We start from the raw sequence: 17,462 nt of genomic DNA, 5'->3' as shown, positions 1-17,462 counted from the left end.
ACTCGGAACATGTGGGCAGCTTAGCAAGACATCATTAAACTTCCGTGAAAATGCGACGGGCGACCTGTTCAACACGCCCAAAGCGCTCAGGTTAAGTCAGCGTGCCAAAAGCGCACGGGCCGCCTCACGCGCCGCTTCCGTGATCGTGTCGCCCGAGAGCATCCGCGCCAGCTCATCAATCCGGTTGTCCGCATCGAGCGGCGTCACCTCGGACAACGTCATCCCCGCCTCGACCCGTTTCGCGACGCGCCAGTGATGACCGCCAAGGGCCGCGACCTGCGGGCTGTGGGTGACGACGAGCACCTGCCCCTCGTCCGAGAGCGCCTTGAGGCGGCGGCCTACGGCATCGGCGGTCGCGCCACCGACACCGCGGTCGATCTCGTCGAAAATCATCGTCACACCGGTCTGGTCGCGGGTGAGACAGACCTTGAGCGCCAACAGGAAGCGCGACAGCTCACCGCCTGAGGCGATCTTGTTCAAAGGCCCGGCGGGAGCGCCGGGGTTGGTCGCCACCGTGAAGGCCACGGCATCGCACCCCTCGGGGCCCGGTTCGCCGGGGGTGATCTCGGTCGCAAACACCGCCCGCTCCATCTTGAGCGGAGCCAGTTCGCGGCCCATCATCGCGTCGAGCTCCTGCGCCGCTTTCATGCGGGCCTCGGTGAGCGCCATGGCGGCGGCGTCATAGGCAGATTCGGCGTCGCGCACGACTTTGCCAAGCTTCGCCAGATCGCCTTCCCCGCCATCGAGGGCGGCGAGTTTCTCTCGCAGACCGTCGGCAAAGGAGCCAAGCTCGTCGGGCAGTACATTGTGTTTGCGCGCGAGACCGCGAATGGCGAAAAGCCGCTCTTCGACCCGCTCCAACTCATGCGGATTGAATTGCAATGCTTCGATACAATCCTCGACGCCCGCTTGCGCCTCCGCCAGTTCGTTGAGCGCCCGGCCCAGCGCGTCGATCGCCGCGTCCAGCCGCCCGTCGGCGCGATCAGACGCCCCTTCGAGCCATTTCAGCGCATCCGTCAACATCCCTTCGCCGCCATCGTAGGACAGGGCCTGATGGGCTTTCGCCACATCGCCAGCGATCTTTTCCGCCGATTGCATCAGGCGGCGTTCGGCGTCGAGTTTGGCCTCCTCGCCGGGCTCGGGGTTCAAAGCGTCAAGCTCGCCCACGGCATGGCGCAGGAACTCTTCCTCGGATTTCAAGGCGGACTGCCGGGTCTCAGCCTCGGCAAGCGCTTTGCGTGCGGCACTTAGGGCTTTCCAAGCGCCGCGCGATGTTTCCAGAAGCGGCGCCACGCCCCCGAAGGCATCGAGCAAAAGCCGGTGCCCGCGCGGGTTCAGAAGCCCCCGGTCGTCATGTTGCCCGTGCAGTTCCACGAGAACGTCGGAAAGCCGCCGCAGCACATCGCCCGAGACCCGCCGGTCGTTGACCCAGGCGGTCTTGCGCCCGTCCGCCGTATTGACCCGGCGCAGGATCAGCTCACCGTCGTCGGTGTCCATGCCCAGCTCGGCCAGAACCTCTTCGGCATCGTGGCCTTTCGGCAGATCGAACACCGCCGTGACCTCGCCCTGCGCCGCGCCCGTGCGCACTAGATCGGCGCGCCCGCGCCAACCGAGGACAAAGCCGAGACTGTCGAGGAGGATGGATTTGCCCGCGCCGGTCTCGCCGGTCAAAACATTGAGACCCGGCTGAAATTCCAATTCCAGCCGGTCGATGATCAGCATGTCCCGGATGTCGAGACTTCTCAGCATGGGGGTCTGAGCCTCAGAGCCATTCGCCGCGGATCATCTGACGATAGATCGCGCCAAGCCAGTTGTTCTCGAAGACTTTCGGTTCCAGCCCCTGCCCGGTCAGCAGCTTGTAGCTGCGCTGATACCATTCGGAGGACTGGTAGTTGTGGCCCAGAATCGCGCCTGCGGTCTGTGCCTCTTCGGTGAGGCCCAGCGACAGGTAGCTTTCGACCAGGCGGTGCAACGCCTCCGGCGTATGCTGGGTGGTCTGGAACTGTTCCACCACCACACGGAAACGATTCACGGCGGCAGTGTAATGTTTCTTTTTCAGATAATAGCGCCCGATCTCCATTTCCTTCGCCGCGAGGTGGTCGAAGGCGAGATCGAATTTCAGGATCGCGGAGCGGGCATATTCGCTGTTGGGATAGCGTTCGATGACCACACGCAGCGCCTGCAGCGCCTGGAAGGTGAGGCCCTGATCGCGCCCCACGTCGTCGATCTGGTCGTAATAGGACAGGGCCAGCAGATACTGGGCATAGGCGGCATCTTCGTCCGCCGGGTAGAAGTCGAGGAAACGCTGTGCCGCAACACGGGCGTTCTCATAATCCTTGTCGCGGTGATAGGAGAAGGCCTGCATGATCAACGCGCGCTTGGCCCAGTCGGAATAGGGATAAAGCCGCTCCACCTCGCCGAAATAGAAGGCCGCATCGCCGAAATCCTTTTGCGTGATCTCGAACTCGGCCCGCTCATAGATGTCATCCGCCGGATAGCCCTCGAGGTTCTCGCGCGGCGAATAATTCCCGCAGGCCGTCAGAAAAGCCATGGAAACACCGAGCGTTAAAGCCAGTTTGCCTGTTTTACATGCCGTCATGAAAGGCCCTACCCTCACCGTTCACCGCCCGTTTGACCGGGTCGTGTCCACACTCCTAGCACAGAAAAATCCGGTGCAAAACGCCTTAACGGCGGAAAAGTCATCACGGCATGGAGAGTGTGCTTTGTGCGGCCAGTTTGCCCCCTGGCCTTCCCCCTGCCTCGCCCCGGTTTCCCCGCCCGGACGCACCGGGCATGGGGAGGGAGATCAGGCGCAGACCGCCAGATCGGCAGGGCTGACGCCCGCGCCGGGAAGCCGCGCGGCGGTGGCCGCATCGACGGTGACGAAAGCCCAGGCACCGGGCGTGTCGAACAGCTTGCGCAGAAGCTTGTTGGTCACCGCATGGCCCGCCTTTTCGCCGACATAACGGCCAAGGATCGGCGCGCCCGCAAGGTAGAGATCGCCCAGAGCGTCGAGCATCTTGTGACGCACCGGCTCGTCATCATGGCGCAGACCGCCCGGAGAAAGCACCGCATCGCCATCGACCACCACGGCGTTCTCGAAGGTGCCACCAAGGGCCAGACCGTTTTCGCGCATGTAATCGACGTCCGCCTTGCGGCAGAAGGTGCGACAGTTCGACAGTTCGCGGACGAACGCACCATTGGCCATCACCAGATGCTTGTCCTGAACGCCGATCGCCGGATCGGCGAAGTCGATGTGAAAGTCGATCTCCATCGTGTCGGACGGCTCGAGACGGGCGCGTGCGGTGTCGGTGACAAGCTCGACCGGCTTGAGGATTTTCAGCGCGCGGGTCGGGCCGTCCTGACGGCGCAGACCGGCGGCGAGAATAGCGTCGACGAAGGGCGCGGCAGAACCGTCGAGAATCGGCACTTCCGGCCCGTCGACGGTGATCACCGCATTGCCGATGCCACAGCCCGCAAGCGCGGCCATGATGTGTTCGATGGTCGAAAGCTCGACCCCCTCGTCGTTGCGGATCAGCGTGCAAAGCTGGGAGGGAACGACCGCGTCCCAACGCGCCGGGATCAGCGCATCGCGGGTGTCCGACGCATCGGCTTCGATGTCGGACCGCAGGAAGGTGATGCCGCTGTTGGCGGGCGCTGGCAGGACATCCATGCGCACGGGGGCGCCGGAGTGGAGCCCCACACCGTCGAAGCGAATTCGTTTTGCAACTGTGCTCTGCACCACCGGCCTCACAATCTTTCAATCTTGTTGCGCATCGGAGTTCGCGGACAGATTTGGGTTTCTCCGCGCCGACGCGTCTTGTTAACCCGCACCTAACCAATCCGGTTCACCAAGCTCAACTCAATCTTTGTAACCGATTGAAACATGGTCACGCGGAGAGAGGCAAAAACCCGCGCACATCTTTGCCGCAACGCGGCAACTCCCTTGAAACAAAAGAAAAAGGCCGCCTTCCGGCGACCTTTCAAATGTTGCAATCTTCGTGAATGTGATCTTGAGACCGGGGCCTCAAAGCGCTCCACTCACGGATTTATGTCAGTTCGCCTGACGACGCAGGAAGGCCGGGATTTCGATCTTTTCCTGCTCCGGGTTCGGATCCTGATCCTCGTCATAGGCCTGATGCACCTGCGGGCGGACCTGCGGCTGGGCACCGAAACGGGCCTGCGGCTGCGGTGCCGCGGAACGGGCTTCCGGCTCATTGTGCCCGGTCATGCGACCGATCAGCGAGTTGATCCCGAAGCGACCACCCTTGGCTTCCGCGGCGGGCTGCTGATGCTGCGGCGCGGGCTGGTGCTGCTGCGGACGCATGTCGGCCCGGGGCTGTTTCGACACGGCGGCCTGCAGACGGGCCAGAGCCTCCGGCGAAGGCGTGCCCGGTGCGGGAGCGCGCGGAGCAACGAAACTTTCGGCTTCGGGCTCGTGCATCGCCGGTTGCGGCATCGGCTGCGGGCGCGGCTGATAGGCGGGCGGCGGCAGATCGTCGTCGAGCGCACGGAATTCTTCGCGGCGCTCTTCACGACGGTGGCTTTCCTGCGGATCGAACACGTCGAGGGTCGGCTGAGCCGGTTCGGCCGCATGTTCCACCGCAGCGGCGGCTGCGACGGCGGCGGGCGCGGCCTGCTCCATCTTCTCTTCGACCACATCCGGGGTTTGCAGCGGCTCGGCCAGACGGCGACGCGGCACCGGCATTTCTTCGAGCGTCGTGCGGGCGTCAATGCCCGTGGCCACCACGGAGACCCGCATCGCGCCGTCCATATCGGTGTCCAGCGTGGAGCCGACGATGATGTTGGCGTCCGGGTCGACCTCTTCACGGATGCGGTTCGCGGCTTCGTCCAGTTCGAACAGGGTCAGATCGTAGCCACCGGTGATGTTGATCAGAACGCCTTTCGCGCCCTTGAGCGAAATCTCGTCGAGGAGCGGGTTGGCGATGGCTTTTTCGGCGGCCTGAATGGCGCGATCTTCGCCGGTCGCATCGCCCGTGCCCATCATCGCCTTGCCCATTTCGTCCATCACGGAACGCACATCGGCGAAGTCGAGGTTGATGAGGCCCGGACGGACCATCAGGTCGGAGATGCCCTTGACGCCTTGGTAAAGCACGTCATCGGCCATGGAGAAGGCCTCGGTGAAGGTGGTTTTCTCGTTGGCGAGACGGAACAGGTTCTGGTTCGGAATCACGATCAGCGTGTCGACCATCTTCTGAAGCTGATCGACGCCCTCGTCGGCCTGACGCATGCGTTTCGCGCCTTCGAACTGGAACGGCTTGGTCACGACACCGACGGTCAGCACGCCCAGTTCACGGGCAGCCTGCGCGATGATCGGAGCCGCGCCTGTGCCAGTGCCACCGCCCATGCCGGCGGTGATGAAGCACATGTGGGCCCCTGCCAGGTGATCGACGATCTGTTCGATGCTCTCTTCGGCAGCCGCCGCGCCGACGGAGGGGCGCGCACCGGCGCCAAGACCCTCGGTCACTTTCACACCCATCTGGATGCGGTGTTGCGCCTTGGCGTGTTGCAGCGCCTGCGCGTCGGTGTTCGCCACGACGAAATCGACGCCTTCAAGCTGCTTCTCGATCATGTTGTTGACCGCGTTGCCGCCAGCACCACCGACACCAAACACCGTGATTTTCGGTTTCAACTCGTCCCGCTCGGGCATCGTCAGATTCAAAGCCATGAGTACCGCCTGTGTTCTTTTAGCTGTTGTGCTCAGGGTCGTCGCACCTTCTGCACGCTTCCCCGACTGTCCCCACCCCTGAATCGGGGCAAAATTCACCTATTCACGATAAATCCTATGGGGTTTCGCCCGTCTCGTCATCCCCAAAACATGAGATTTCCACAAAATATGGGGATACGGCCCGCTTATTTAGGCGGGATTTTGCGCAAAACGGCAGATTTAGGGGATAGATGCCGACAGAACCCAAGAGCACGCATCACGAACGCGCGCCCGAAGCCTCACGGGCTTCGCCTTTCAACCATCATGCCGGGGCCCTGCTCGACCACTCTCCTGCGCGTCGCGAGGCGGAGACTTTGTTATGGCAAACCCTAACACAGCCCCCCGCCCGGCCGCAATCTCTTACCAGTTGTCCTTGAACCAGCGCATCGCGCGTTTGAGCGAGCGCGCCGGGTAGCGTTCGGCGGGAATCTCGAAATCCCACCATTCGTCTTGCGGATTGGCCGCGAAGAGGCACAACCCGACGGCAGAGGCAAAGGCCGCGCCGGTCGCAGCCTGCGGCAGGCCCTGAACCCGCAGGGGGCGGCCAATGCGCACATTCTGACCGAGGATCTTCGGCGCCAGCGTGTCCAGGCCGGGGATTTGCGAACCGCCGCCGGTCAGCACGATCTGCTGGCTGGGCATGTGCTCGAACCCCGCCGCATCGAGACATTCGCGCACGCCTTCGAGGATTTCCTCGACGCGCGGGCGGATGATGCCGATCAGTTCGGCGCGCGACACGGTGCGGCGGTCTTTCTCCCAATCGCCGCAATCGCTGCCCACTTCGATCATCTCGCGGTCGTCCATGCCGGTGGCGACAAGCCCGCCGTAAAAGGTCTTGATCCGCTCGGCGGTGGCAAAGGGAATTTGCAGCCCCATGGCAATGTCGGAGGTCACATGCTCGCCGCCCATGCGCACGCTATCGGCATAGATCATGTGTTTCTTCATGAAGATCGACACATCGGTCGCGCCGCCGCCGAGATCGACACAGGCCGCGCCCAGCTCCTGCTCATCCTCGACGAGGGCGGAAATGCCGGAGACATAAGCGCCGGAGGCCAGCCCCGCGACTTCGAGATCGCAACGCTTGATACAGTACAGAAGGTTCTGGATCGTCGCCGTGTCCACCGTCAGCATATGCATGTCGACGGCAAGGCTCTGGCCGATCTGACCGCGCGGATCCTTGAGACCGGAGCGATGATCGAGCTGGAAGTTCACCGGCTGGGCGTGCAACACTTCGCGATGGGTGCCGTACTCCGGCACGTCGGAGGAGGCGAGCACGCGGGCGACGTCCTGTTCGGACACGGTGTCATATTCCACATCCACCTGCCCCGCGATGCCGTAGGAGCGCGGGCTGCCGCCGGAGAAACAGGCGATGACGTGGTCGACCCGGGTCTGGGCCATTTTCTGGGCGGCCTGAACGGCGGTACGGATCGCGCGTTCGGTCTCCGGCATGGAATCGATCTCGCCGAAACGCACACCGCGCGAGCGCGTGGTGGCAGCCCCGATGACGCGGAAGGACGACTGACCGGCCAGCGCCCCGACCCCATCGCCGCCCATGAAGCGTTCGCCGTCGAAGCGCAACACCAGACAGGCAATCTTGGAGGTGCCGACATCGAGAATGGCGATCACGCCACGCTGCAGAGCGGCCTTGCGCATGTTCCGCATGGCCCGCTGGGCCTCGTACAAATCGGTCATCTGTAAGACACTCCAAGTTCGACGCCGCGCAGGCGTTTGAGTTCGTCCTGAGCGGCCTCGGTCAGCCGCACTGTCGGTCGGGTCGGGCGGCGCATGTCGACGCTTGCGACATCGCGGCCCAAAAGGTCTTTCGCCTGATCGAGCGCCACCACCTGCGCCAAAGCACCAAGCGGGTTCTCTTCCGGCAGCATGATCACCTGATCGCGGTCCAGAACGACGTTCCAGCGCCGCTCGCCCACACGCACCAGCCCGCGCATCCGCGGCAGAAGCGGACCGGCGGATTTGAGAAGTGCCAGCGCCTCGACCACCGCGCGCTCCGCGCCCTCGCCCGCAATCAGCGGCAAATCGGGACGGTCGCCCCGATGCGGCAGCGCGGCCACCCGATGACCTTCGGCATCGAGCATTTCCAGCCCGGCGGAAGAGCGCCAGATCACAGCGGGGGTGCGTTCGGTGATGTCGACCTGAAGGATGCCGCCTGCCCGCACATGCAGCCCCACGGAGGCGACGGCATCGAGATCCTCGATCTGCTCGAGCATTTCCGGCAGATCGAGATCGAAGGAGGAAATCGGGAAATCCATCGCAGCAATCTCGCGAATGTCTTCGGCCAGAGGTGCGGAGGCACCGTCAATCGCCATGAGTTTCACCATGAACTCGGGACGGTTCTGGATCTCGCTTTTCCACAGCGCGATCTGATCGGTGAAAGCGGTACGGTTGTCCTCGGACGCGAACCACAGCCCGACGCAGGCCGCCACGGCCGCCATCGGCGCGATGCGGCGCAGGAAGAAACGAAAGGACGGCGTGAGCCAGAGCCGGTTCATCCGGTAAGCGGCGCGCGACGGCGCCGGGTCACGAGGGCGCTGAGGGGCGGCCTCCGTGTCCCCCCGGCGGGCCCGGATCGCACGGGCCACGGCCTCGGAGACACGGGCAGAGCCGCCTGCGGTCGGGCCTTTGGCAAACTCGATCGGATCTACCGGTCGCATGAGGCGTCCTCCACCATCCAGGCACAGAACTGACCGAAGCTGATGCCGCTTTTTTGCGCCTGTTCCGGCGACAGAGAGGTCGGCGTCATCCCCGGCTGGGTGTTGGTTTCCAAAAGCACGAGACCGTCGATGCCGCGGGCTTCGTCCCAGCGGAAATCGGTACGCGACACGCCGCGGCAGCCGAGCGCCTTGTGGGCACGCAGCGCATAGTCCTGACAGGCGGCGGTGATCTCGGCGGGGATCTCGGCGGGGCAGACATGGCGCGAACCGCCCGCCTTGTATTTGGCGTCGTAATCGTACCAGCCGTCGGTGAGGATATCGGTGACGGAAAGCGCCGTGTCGCCCATCACGGAGCAGGTCAGCTCGCGGCCCGGCGCATAGGCTTCGACCATCACGACGGCAGGCATGTCTTCCGACAGGCGCGGCGCGTTGGAGCCTTCGCGCACGATATAGACCCCCACAGACGAGCCTTCGTTATAGGGTTTCACCACATAGGGCGGCGCCATTACATGACCGGCTTCGACCTCGAGACGCGAGGCGAGTTTGGAAGGCACGACCGGCAGACCGGCGGCACGGTAGACCTCTTTGGTCTTTTCCTTGTCCATGGCGAGGGCCGAGGCCAGCACACCGGAATGGGTGTAGGGGAGGCGCAGCCATTCCAGAAGCCCCTGCACACAGCCGTCTTCGCCGAACCGGCCATGCAGCGCGTTGAACACGACATCGGGCTGACACGCGGCCAATTGCGCGCACAGGTCCTCGCCCGCGTCGATCTCAACAACTTCGAATCCTTCACCCCGAAGCGCCTTGGCGCATTCCAGACCGGAGGACAAAGACACTTCGCGCTCTGACGAAGGCCCGCCCTTGATCACGGCCACTTTCGGGGACTGCCTGCTCGACATGTCCACTCGCCTCAATATGGGATCGTCTTTTGCGACCCGCTCCATTTTGGGTCGTCTAGCGCGACCCTTTGAAAAAGCCCCGTTTCGGGGTCTGTCTTCACGCCCTGCTCAGAGCGTTCAGGCACTTATGCCTCGGAATTTTGTGCTTCGGCAAGACCGTCCGGGATCGGATCGCCAGAAAATTCGCCGATGCGCTTAATTTCCCACTGTAACGCGAGACCGGCGTTTTGAAATACTTTTTTTCGCACCGTCTCGCCCAAAAGCTCAAGATCCTGCGCAGTGGCCGCGCCCATGTTGATCATGAAATTGGAATGTTTCTCGCTCATCTGCGCGCCGCCGATGGAAAAACCTCTGAGCCCGGCGTCGTCGATCACCTTCCAGGCCTTGAGATCATGCACGTCGTCGGCGCGCCCTGTCGAACTGAATCCCGCCGGATTGCGAAAGGTCGAGCCCGCGCTGCGCTCCTTGACGGGCTGCGTGGCGTCGCGTTTGGCAAGCTGGTCGTCCATGCGGGAGTTGAGCATCTCGGGATCGGCGCTCTCGGCCTCAAACGTGGCTTCGACGATGACCCAGCCTTCGGGCAGATCGGTCTGGCGATATTGGAAGCTCAGGTCTTCGGCGGTGAGCGTCACCAACTCCCCTGCCCGCGTCACGGCCCTGGCCGAGACGAAATGATCGGCGACATAGGAGCCGTAGCAGCCGGCATTCATCCGCACAGCGCCACCGATGGCACCTGGGATGGTGCGCAGGAAAGTCAGGTCGAGCCCGGCCTCGGCGGCCTTGCGCGCCACATGAGCGTCGAGCGCCGCGACACCTGCGGTCACGCGATTGCCCTCGATCCCAATGCCGTTAAAGCCCCGCCCCATGCGGATCACCACGGCCCGAATGCCGCCGTCCCGCACGATCAGGTTCGAACCGACGCCCATCGGGAAGACGGCGACGGACGGGGCGAGATTTGCGAGAAACCCCTGCAAATCCTCCAGATCGGCAGGCTGAAACAACGCATCCGCCGGCCCGCCCACACGCAGCCACGTGAGATCGGAAAGCGTCCGGTTCTCGGTCAGCTTGCCACGGGTTTCGGGATAGATCATTCCGCAGGGTCCTTTGCCAATGTGCGCCGCATCCACCGGCCCAGATACACCACAGGCCAGCGCAGGATCGAGACGCCCGCCGCGAAGACAAAAAGCCCGATCCATGGACCGTTCTCATAGGTGACAAATCCTAGAAGAGGAACCCCCAGCGCAATCAGCGCATAGGCCGCAGGCCAGTGATTGCGTCGCGAGGGAAACATCGCGATCACATTGGCGAGCACCGCCCAGAGACAGGCAAGGGTGAGGGACAGAGTCATGCGGCCTACTTCCTGGTTCGCCGCACAAGTCGCCTCCACAGCACCTTGAGCGGCTTTCGAAACAAAGACACGGCAGCAGCGAAACCGAGCAACACCGGCAGGTATCCATGCACCCGACCGGTCCAGAGAAGCACCACGGGCAGCACGAGCAAAAGCGCCAATCCGGGGAGAATCTGATAGCGCAAGGGTAACGGAGCGAGGGCCATGGTGGCAAGCGCCCAAATTGCGAGCGCCACCAATGGTTCCTGCAACAGGGTCACGACACGCCTCCGAGGGCGAAGGCCAGAAGCGCCAGAACGGCGAAGACCAGGCCCGCCACGGGCACCCAGTCCGCAATACGGAAGGGCGCCTGCGGGGTGCGGCGCTTCAACAGGATGAGCGCACCGTTCACCAGAGCGAAGACGACCAGAAGGATCGTCGAGGTCACCCCCGCGAGATCGGCGACCGGCAAGGCGAGGCTCGCCCCCAGAACCGCGCCCCCGATCAGCAGCGTGGCCAGAACCGGCGTGCCAAAGCGCGGATGGGCGTGATGGAACAGGCCCAGAAAACCGCCGCGTTTGCCAAGACCGAAGAGCACACGGGCCGCCATGACGATCTGCGCCAGCACACCGTTCAGCGCGGCGGCAACGGCGATGGCGGAGAGCACGGCCACCGGCCCGCCGCCCGCTTCGAAAACCAATGCGAGCGGGCGCTCGGAGCCGACGAGATTTTCGAGCGGCACGGCACGCACGGCGGTGATGGTGACACCGGCATAAAGCAGCGTCGTGATGACCAGAGAAGCGATGATGGCAATGGGGAGAGTGCGTTCGGGGCGCTTGACCTCCTCGGCCATATTGACGATGTCTTCGAACCCGATGAAGGCAAAAAAGGCCAGCGTCGCGGCCACCCCGATGCCCGGGAAATACGGCTCTGCGGGGCTGAGGAAATCCGGGGAGACCGGAGCATGCCAACCGGACCAGATCACCAGTGCCAGCCCGCCGACCTCGACCACGGTAAACAGCGCCGCAACGGCGAGGCTCTCCAACACCCCCACCAGGGCGACCGCGATCAGCGCGAGGCCGAGCCCCACCACGGCAACGGCGAATGGGACATCGACGACCCCGATGAGATAGCCTGCCCCGCCCCTGAGCACCGCCGCCGCCGACAGGGTGCCCCCCGCGACGATGGCGAGCCCGACGAGCAGGCCGAGAAAACGCGATCCGGTTCCTGCCTCGACATAGGCCGCCTCGCCCGCCGCCTCGGGGATACGGGTGGACAATTCGGCATAAGAAAGCGCGGAGGGCGCGGCGATCAGCCCGGCCAAAAGGAAGGCCAGGGGCGCGTAAAGCCCGGCCTCGGCCGCGACCGTGCCGACGAGCACGTAAATCCCCGCCCCGACCATGACGCCCACGCCGTAAGCCGTGAGCAATCCGGGGCCAATGCGGCGTTTGAGCTGTCCTGCTTTTCCTTGGCGTGCCATGCGCGTCTCCACTGTCAGGCGATGATCACAGGATAACCCGCCGCGCGCCGCAGGTCTCTGCGTCAGAACAAAGCGGGCAACTCCTTATGTGGCGCCCGCGTTTCGCCGCCAGAGCAGCCCCCCGCCAAGGGCCGCAAGAGACAGGACAAAGGCGATCAGCGCCTGTGTCAGGGCGGCGGCGATGGCCGACGAGGGACCGCCGGTAAGGTGCCCCTGATTGACGACATATTCGAGCGCGAAGAACAGCACCCAGCTTCCGAGGGTCAGATGCAAGGCAAGGATGAGCGCGAAGGGCCAGCGCCCCTTGCAACCGAACCAGCCCGCCAGAGGCACCGCAAGCCACGGCAGCACGAGAAGCGCAAGACCCAATGCCTTGAAGGCCATCCCCGCCATGCGCTCAGCCTTTCGACAGGCGCTCGGGCAGGTTATGCGCCCAAGCCGAGATGGTCCCGGCCCCGAGGCAGACAACCATGTCGCCGGGACGGGTCTGTTCGCGCACCAGCCGTTCGAGATCGTCTTCGCAGGTCACCGCACGGGCGTGGCGGTGGCCGTGACGGATGAGACCGGCCACAAGATCGTCGCGGGACGCGCCGGGGATCGGCTCCTCGCCTGCGGCGTAAACCTCGGCGATGCCGACGACATCGGCTTCGTTGAAACAGGTGCAGAAATCGTCGAACAGGCTATGCAGACGCGAGTAGCGGTGCGGCTGATGCACGGCGATGACGCGCCCCTCGGAGGCCTGACGCGCGGCTTTCAACACGGCGGCAATCTCGACCGGGTGGTGGCCGTAGTCGTCGATAATGGTGACGCCGTTCACCTCACCCACACGGGTGAAGCGCCGGTTGACGCCGCCGAAAGCGGCCAGCGCTTTCTTGATCTCTTCGGCTTTCATGCCGAGATGACGCGCCACAGCAACGGCGGCCAAAGCATTGGACACGTTGTGATCTCCGGGCATGGGCAGGGTGCAACCTTCGATCACCATATTGTCGGCGGCCAGAACGATGTCGAAATGCGCCACACCTTTCTTGTAGGTCAGATTGACAGCACGCACATCGGCCTGGGCGTTGAACCCGTAGGTGACGACGCGGCGGTCGGTGATCCTGCCGACGAGGCTCTGAACCTCCGGGTGATCCGTGCAGCAGACCGCGAGGCCGTAGAACGGAATGCCGGAGACGAAATCGTAGAAGCCCTGACGCAGGTTCTCGATCGTACCCCAGTGTTCCATGTGCTCCGGGTCGATGTTGGTCACGATGGCGATGGTGGCGGGCAGACGGTTGAACGTGCCGTCGCTCTCATCGGCCTCGACGACCATCCAGTCGCCCTGCCCCATCCGGGCGTTGGAGCCGTAAGCGTGGATGATGCCGCCGTTGATCACGGTCGGGTCGATGCCGCCCGCGACGAGCAATTCAGCGACGAGCGTGGTGGTCGTGGTCTTGCCGTGGGTGCCCGCGATGGCGACGTTGGATTTCAGGCGCATCAGCTCGGCCAGCATCTCGGCGCGGCGTACCACCGGCAGGCCTTTGGCGCGGGCGGTATCAAGCTCCGGGTTGCCGGGTTTGATCGCGCTTGAGATCACCACGACCTCGGCATTGTCCAGATTTTCCGCGCGCTGCCCCTCGTAGATCACCGCACCCAGCGCCTTGAGCCGGTCGGTGATTTTCGACGCTTTCAGATCGGAGCCCTGCACCTGATAGCCATGGTTCAAAAGCACCTCGGCAATCCCCGACATGCCGATGCCGCCAATGCCGACAAAATGGATTGCGCCCATCTCTGTGGGAAGCTTGGTCACGGAAGCGTTCATCTGTTTCGTCTCACTCGTCTGTCGCCCGTTCGGGCCATCATTGTTTGTTGAAGGCCAGCTCTTCGACCAGAGCCGCCAGTTCCTCTGCCGCCATCGGTTTCGACACCGAAAGTGCGGCATGGGCCATCATCGTTGCGCCCTGCGGGTGAGCCAGCACGTTGTAAATCTGTTCGGCCAGGCTCTCCGGCGTCAGTTGGCTTTCGGGGATCATCACGGCGGCATCTGCTTCGACCAACCCGCGCGCATTGGCGGTTTGATGATCGCCAGCGGCGGCGGCATAGGGGATCAGGATCGACGGACGCCCGATCACGGAAATATCCGCAACGGTCGAGGCGCCGGAGCGGGAGATCACCAGTTGCGCCTCGCTCATCCGGGTCGGGATGTCGTCGAAGAACGGGCGCACATCGGCCTGAATGCCCTGAGTGTGATAGAATTCGGTGACGCGGTCGAGATCTTCGGGACGCGCCTGCTGGCTCACCCGCAGATGCGACAGCATGTGTTCCGGCAGACGCGAGATCGCATCCGGCACCACATCTGAGAGGATGCGCGCGCCCTGCGAGCCGCCGACGATCAGAAGCTCCATCGGATAATCCCCAGGCGGAATATAGGGCGCAGCGTGTTTTTCAAGCACCGCACCACGCACCGGGTTGCCGACATAATAGCCCTCGACGCCCTGCGGCAGGGTGGTCGGCCATGTGCCGCAGGCGACCGTGTTGACGCGTTTGGCAAAGGCCTGATTGACCCGCCCCAGAACGCCGTTCTGTTCGTGAATCATCCGCGGCAGTTTCAGAAGCGTCGCCGCCGCCACCGCCGGGATCGCCGGGTAGCCACCGAAGCCCACAACGACGGCGGGCTTGTCGGAGACGAATTTGGTGAGCGCCGAAAGCACGCCACCCGCGATGCGAAACGGCACCAGAGCTTTCGCCAGGATGCCGCCGCGCGCGAAGGTGGCCGAGGGCACGGTGTCGATCTCGACCGCTTTCGGGAACGCGCCAGTGTAACGCGCGCCACGGTCGTCGGTCGACAGTTTCACCCGCCAGCCCCGGGCCAGCATCACCTCGGCCAGCGATTGTGCCGGGAACATATGCCCGCCGGTGCCGCCGGCGGCGATGACGAGAAGGGGGGCTTGGGTCATGTCAGTCTCTTTTTGGTCTTGCGGTCGTACGGAGCTCAGCGCCCGCGCCGGATCAGGATGTCGCCGATCTCGCCCTGCGGACGGGTGCGGGTAAAGGCCAGAAGTGCGCCGAGCGCAATGCCCGAGGCGATCACGGACGAGCCACCATAGGACACGAACGGGAGAGTCATGCCTTTGGCAGGCAGAAGCCGGACGGCCACGCCCATGTTGATGAAGGCCTGAATGCCGAAAGCACAGGCCAGCCCGGTGCCTGCCAGCCGAATGAACGGATCGCGTTCGCGCAGAAGCCGCCACAGGGACCGCACGGTGATCGTGGCGTAAAGTGCGATGATGATGCCCACAAGGATGAGCCCGTATTCCTCGGCGGCAACGGCGATGATGAAATCGGTATGCGCATCCGGCAGGGACCACTTCACCGTCCCCTCACCTACGCCGACGCCGAAAATCCCGCCCTCGCGAATAGCGTTGGTGGCATAGCCGATCTGGGTCGTGGGGTCGATGGTCGGGTTCAGGAAGCCGTCGATACGACGCGCGAAGTGTTCGGAATTGTGATAGGCAAAGGTGCCGCCCGCAACGACCAGCCCGGCAATGCCGACCAGCAGCGTCAGAGGCGCGCCGGAAACGAAATACATCACGCCCCAAGCGAAGAGAATGAGCGAGGCCTGACCGAAATCCGGCTGCAACGCCAGCAGGATGACGATGAAGGAGGCCAGAAGGAAGGAATACATCCGCCCCGGAGGCCCGCCGATTTCATGGGCGGCGGCCATCAGCCAGGCGGCGGTGATGACGAAGGCGGGTTTGAGGAATTCCGACGGCTGGACCGAAGCGAAACCGAGCGAGAACCACCGGGTCGCGCCTTTGCCGAAATCCGTGCCGAAGAACGGCAGGAGCAAAAGCGACAGCATGGCGATCCCGAAGCCGACCACAGCGACACGACGCACACGCGCCGGGTCCATCATGGTGATGCCGATCATGACGACAAGACCGACACCGCCGAAAAACGCCTGACGTTTGACGTAGTGAAACAGGTCGGTGAAGTGGTTTTTCTCGGCCAGGGGTGGCGAGGCCGCCAGCCCGAGCAAAAGCCCGATGCCAAAGAGAATGAAGACGCAGGACAGCGTCCATTTGTCGATTGTCCGCCACCAACGCGGAAGGATCGGCTCTCCCACGCGCATCGGCGCCGAGCCATACACCATCTCTGTCATGATACCGCCTACATCTGCCTCATGCCCGATTTTCCGGGTCTATACCGATCAGAATAGCGGCATTCGCGCCCGCACGCCACTACAGATTGCGGTCAGACCGATCGGGAGCCGCAGGAAAGCGGGGTTTTGCCCAAAACAGTCTCTCTGCTGCGCCTCTTATGCAAAAACGCGAATTGATCACCGTCATTGATCGTTAACGTGAATCTGCGCATGGTGGCGCTAACCCATCCTCCTTCTTTCCTCCAACCACGGAGAACGCATATGAAAATCGGGATCGTCGGCGCGGGCATGGTCGGCTCGGCCGCAGGCTATGCCATCGCGCTCAAAGGCACCGCGAGCAAGATCGTCTTTGTCGATTACAACGCAGGCCTCGCCCGCGCGCAGGCCGAGGACATCGCCCATGCCGTGCCCTTTGCCTCCTCCACCGTGGTCACGGCGGGCGATTACGCGGAGCTGAAAGGCGCAGGCGTGGTGATCCTCGCCGCTGGCGTCGGCCAGAAACCGGGGGAGAGTCGGCTTGAGTTGTTGACCCGCAACGCCGAGGTGTTCCGCCAGATCATCGGCAAGGTGCTGGACGCCGCGCCCGATGCGATCCTTCTGGTCGCCACCAACCCCGTCGACATCATGACCCAGATCGCCACCCGGCTCTCCGGTCTACCGCCTGCGCGGGTGATTGGATCGGGCACCATCCTCGACACCGCCCGTTTCCGCCATCTGATCGGCGAACATCTGGGCGTGGCGCCGCGCTCGGTCCATGCCTATGTGCTGGGCGAACATGGCGACAGCGAGGTGCTGTGCTGGTCCTCGGCGCGCGCGGGGACGCTCTCCGTCAAGGATTTCGCCGCCCAGATGCGCGTGCCGCTGACCGAAGGCGTCAAGGCGCGCATTGATGATGGGGTGCGTAATGCCGCCTATACGATCATCAACGGCAAGGGCGCGACATGGTACGGCATCGGCGCGGGGCTGGAACGCCTCGTGCGGGCGATTGCGCGCGACGAGCAAACCGTGCTGTCGGTCTCCATCGTAACACCGAAGGTCGAAGGCGTGCAGGACGTCGCCCTGTCGATCCCCCGCATCGTCGGTGCGCAGGGCGTGGTCTCCGACCTGTTCCCCGAACTGGACGACGGAGAACATGAGGCGCTCGGGGCCTCGGCACGTCTGTTGAAAGAGACTCTGGATGCCTTGGAGTATTGAAGCCGCTCCTCCCCGGGCAAA

Annotated in this window: 16 protein-coding genes; 1 reads left to right on the top strand and 15 read right to left on the bottom strand. The window is 63.8% G+C overall.

Annotated elements, in window-relative coordinates; genetic code table 11:
* Nucleotides 1-96: 96 nt before the first annotated feature.
* The 15 genes from recN to ftsW all read right to left on the bottom strand — a co-directional run bounded on the left by recN (nucleotide 97) and on the right by ftsW (nucleotide 16,247).
* A complete protein-coding gene (recN, locus tag CEW89_RS00155; RefSeq protein WP_096804457.1) occupies nucleotides 97-1,749 on the bottom strand; it encodes a DNA repair protein RecN in 1,653 nt (550 codons plus the stop codon).
* 13 nt (nucleotides 1,750-1,762) lie between these two features.
* Complete coding sequence (locus tag CEW89_RS00150; protein WP_096804456.1) at nucleotides 1,763-2,599, bottom strand: outer membrane protein assembly factor BamD; 837 nt, start codon at nucleotides 2,597-2,599, stop codon at nucleotides 1,763-1,765.
* Between the two features lie 207 nt (nucleotides 2,600-2,806).
* Entirely contained in the window at nucleotides 2,807-3,742 is a 936-nt protein-coding gene (gene lpxC / locus CEW89_RS00145) for a UDP-3-O-acyl-N-acetylglucosamine deacetylase (protein ID WP_096807072.1), read from the bottom strand.
* 312 nt (nucleotides 3,743-4,054) lie between these two features.
* A complete protein-coding gene (ftsZ, locus tag CEW89_RS00140) occupies nucleotides 4,055-5,689 on the bottom strand; it encodes a cell division protein FtsZ (RefSeq protein WP_066705510.1) in 1,635 nt (544 codons plus the stop codon).
* A gap of 399 nt (nucleotides 5,690-6,088) precedes the next feature.
* The gene (ftsA, locus tag CEW89_RS00135) at nucleotides 6,089-7,420 is read right to left on the bottom strand and encodes a cell division protein FtsA (RefSeq protein ID WP_066705511.1); all 1,332 of its coding nucleotides are present in this window, start codon (nucleotides 7,418-7,420) and stop codon (nucleotides 6,089-6,091) included.
* Complete coding sequence (locus tag CEW89_RS00130; RefSeq protein WP_096804455.1) at nucleotides 7,417-8,400, bottom strand: cell division protein FtsQ/DivIB; 984 nt, start codon at nucleotides 8,398-8,400, stop codon at nucleotides 7,417-7,419. Before CEW89_RS00130 ends, ftsA begins: the two co-directional genes overlap by 4 nt.
* Nucleotides 8,388-9,299, bottom strand: a complete 912-nt coding sequence (locus tag CEW89_RS00125) for a D-alanine--D-alanine ligase (protein WP_198403468.1) — start codon at nucleotides 9,297-9,299, stop codon at nucleotides 8,388-8,390. Before CEW89_RS00125 ends, CEW89_RS00130 begins: the two co-directional genes overlap by 13 nt.
* 125 nt (nucleotides 9,300-9,424) lie before the next feature.
* Entirely contained in the window at nucleotides 9,425-10,390 is a 966-nt protein-coding gene (gene murB, locus CEW89_RS00120; protein WP_096804454.1) for a UDP-N-acetylmuramate dehydrogenase, read from the bottom strand.
* On the bottom strand, nucleotides 10,387-10,647 hold the full coding sequence (locus CEW89_RS00115; protein ID WP_066705515.1) for a DUF2484 family protein: 261 nt from the start codon (nucleotides 10,645-10,647) through the stop codon (nucleotides 10,387-10,389). The genes murB and CEW89_RS00115 overlap by 4 nt, the downstream gene beginning before the upstream one ends.
* 5 nt (nucleotides 10,648-10,652) lie before the next feature.
* Nucleotides 10,653-10,883: a DUF2484 family protein gene (locus CEW89_RS00110; RefSeq protein WP_157779714.1), complete on the bottom strand. Its 231-nt coding sequence runs from the start codon at nucleotides 10,881-10,883 to the stop codon at nucleotides 10,653-10,655.
* Nucleotides 10,884-10,903: 20 nt separating this feature from the next.
* A complete protein-coding gene (locus CEW89_RS00105) occupies nucleotides 10,904-12,106 on the bottom strand; it encodes an APC family permease (protein ID WP_096804453.1) in 1,203 nt (400 codons plus the stop codon).
* An 84-nt stretch (nucleotides 12,107-12,190) separates the two neighbouring features.
* Nucleotides 12,191-12,499: a hypothetical protein gene (locus tag CEW89_RS00100; protein WP_096804452.1), complete on the bottom strand. Its 309-nt coding sequence runs from the start codon at nucleotides 12,497-12,499 to the stop codon at nucleotides 12,191-12,193.
* A gap of 4 nt (nucleotides 12,500-12,503) precedes the next feature.
* Nucleotides 12,504-13,907: a UDP-N-acetylmuramate--L-alanine ligase gene (gene murC, locus CEW89_RS00095; protein ID WP_066705523.1), complete on the bottom strand. Its 1,404-nt coding sequence runs from the start codon at nucleotides 13,905-13,907 to the stop codon at nucleotides 12,504-12,506.
* Between the two features lie 37 nt (nucleotides 13,908-13,944).
* Nucleotides 13,945-15,042, bottom strand: a complete 1,098-nt coding sequence (murG, locus tag CEW89_RS00090; RefSeq protein ID WP_096804451.1) for an undecaprenyldiphospho-muramoylpentapeptide beta-N-acetylglucosaminyltransferase — start codon at nucleotides 15,040-15,042, stop codon at nucleotides 13,945-13,947.
* A gap of 35 nt (nucleotides 15,043-15,077) precedes the next feature.
* Entirely contained in the window at nucleotides 15,078-16,247 is a 1,170-nt protein-coding gene (gene ftsW, locus CEW89_RS00085; protein ID WP_066705527.1) for a putative lipid II flippase FtsW, read from the bottom strand.
* Nucleotides 16,248-16,508: 261 nt separating this feature from the next.
* On the opposite strand from ftsW, the gene CEW89_RS00080 reads away from it, so the two are divergent.
* Nucleotides 16,509-17,441, top strand: coding sequence for an L-lactate dehydrogenase (locus CEW89_RS00080; protein WP_066705531.1), 933 nt, complete (start codon nucleotides 16,509-16,511; stop codon nucleotides 17,439-17,441).
* Nucleotides 17,442-17,462: the final 21 nt, after the last annotated feature.

This window comes from Celeribacter ethanolicus, assembly GCF_002407265.1.
In the GTDB taxonomy this organism is placed as follows: domain Bacteria; phylum Pseudomonadota; class Alphaproteobacteria; order Rhodobacterales; family Rhodobacteraceae; genus Celeribacter; species Celeribacter ethanolicus.
This window is presented reverse-complemented; position numbering and strand designations above follow the sequence as displayed.

What these genes read in the sequence shown, in the direction of transcription:
- recN (WP_096804457.1), bottom strand. Translation starts at nt 1,749, where the DNA reads ATGCTGAGAAGTCTCGACATCCGGGACATGCTGATCATCGACCGGCTG.
- CEW89_RS00150 (WP_096804456.1), bottom strand. Translation starts at nt 2,599, where the DNA reads ATGACGGCATGTAAAACAGGCAAACTGGCTTTAACGCTCGGTGTTTCC.
- ftsZ (WP_066705510.1), bottom strand. Translation starts at nt 5,689, where the DNA reads ATGGCTTTGAATCTGACGATGCCCGAGCGGGACGAGTTGAAACCGAAA.
- ftsA (WP_066705511.1), bottom strand. Translation starts at nt 7,420, where the DNA reads ATGACCGATTTGTACGAGGCCCAGCGGGCCATGCGGAACATGCGCAAG.
- CEW89_RS00130 (WP_096804455.1), bottom strand. Translation starts at nt 8,400, where the DNA reads ATGCGACCGGTAGATCCGATCGAGTTTGCCAAAGGCCCGACCGCAGGC.
- CEW89_RS00125 (WP_198403468.1), bottom strand. Translation starts at nt 9,299, where the DNA reads ATGTCGAGCAGGCAGTCCCCGAAAGTGGCCGTGATCAAGGGCGGGCCT.
- murB (WP_096804454.1), bottom strand. Translation starts at nt 10,390, where the DNA reads ATGATCTATCCCGAAACCCGTGGCAAGCTGACCGAGAACCGGACGCTT.
- CEW89_RS00115 (WP_066705515.1), bottom strand. Translation starts at nt 10,647, where the DNA reads ATGACTCTGTCCCTCACCCTTGCCTGTCTCTGGGCGGTGCTCGCCAAT.
- CEW89_RS00105 (WP_096804453.1), bottom strand. Translation starts at nt 12,106, where the DNA reads ATGGCACGCCAAGGAAAAGCAGGACAGCTCAAACGCCGCATTGGCCCC.
- CEW89_RS00100 (WP_096804452.1), bottom strand. Translation starts at nt 12,499, where the DNA reads ATGGCGGGGATGGCCTTCAAGGCATTGGGTCTTGCGCTTCTCGTGCTG.
- murC (WP_066705523.1), bottom strand. Translation starts at nt 13,907, where the DNA reads ATGAACGCTTCCGTGACCAAGCTTCCCACAGAGATGGGCGCAATCCAT.
- murG (WP_096804451.1), bottom strand. Translation starts at nt 15,042, where the DNA reads ATGACCCAAGCCCCCCTTCTCGTCATCGCCGCCGGCGGCACCGGCGGG.
- ftsW (WP_066705527.1), bottom strand. Translation starts at nt 16,247, where the DNA reads ATGACAGAGATGGTGTATGGCTCGGCGCCGATGCGCGTGGGAGAGCCG.
- CEW89_RS00080 (WP_066705531.1), top strand. Translation starts at nt 16,509, where the DNA reads ATGAAAATCGGGATCGTCGGCGCGGGCATGGTCGGCTCGGCCGCAGGC.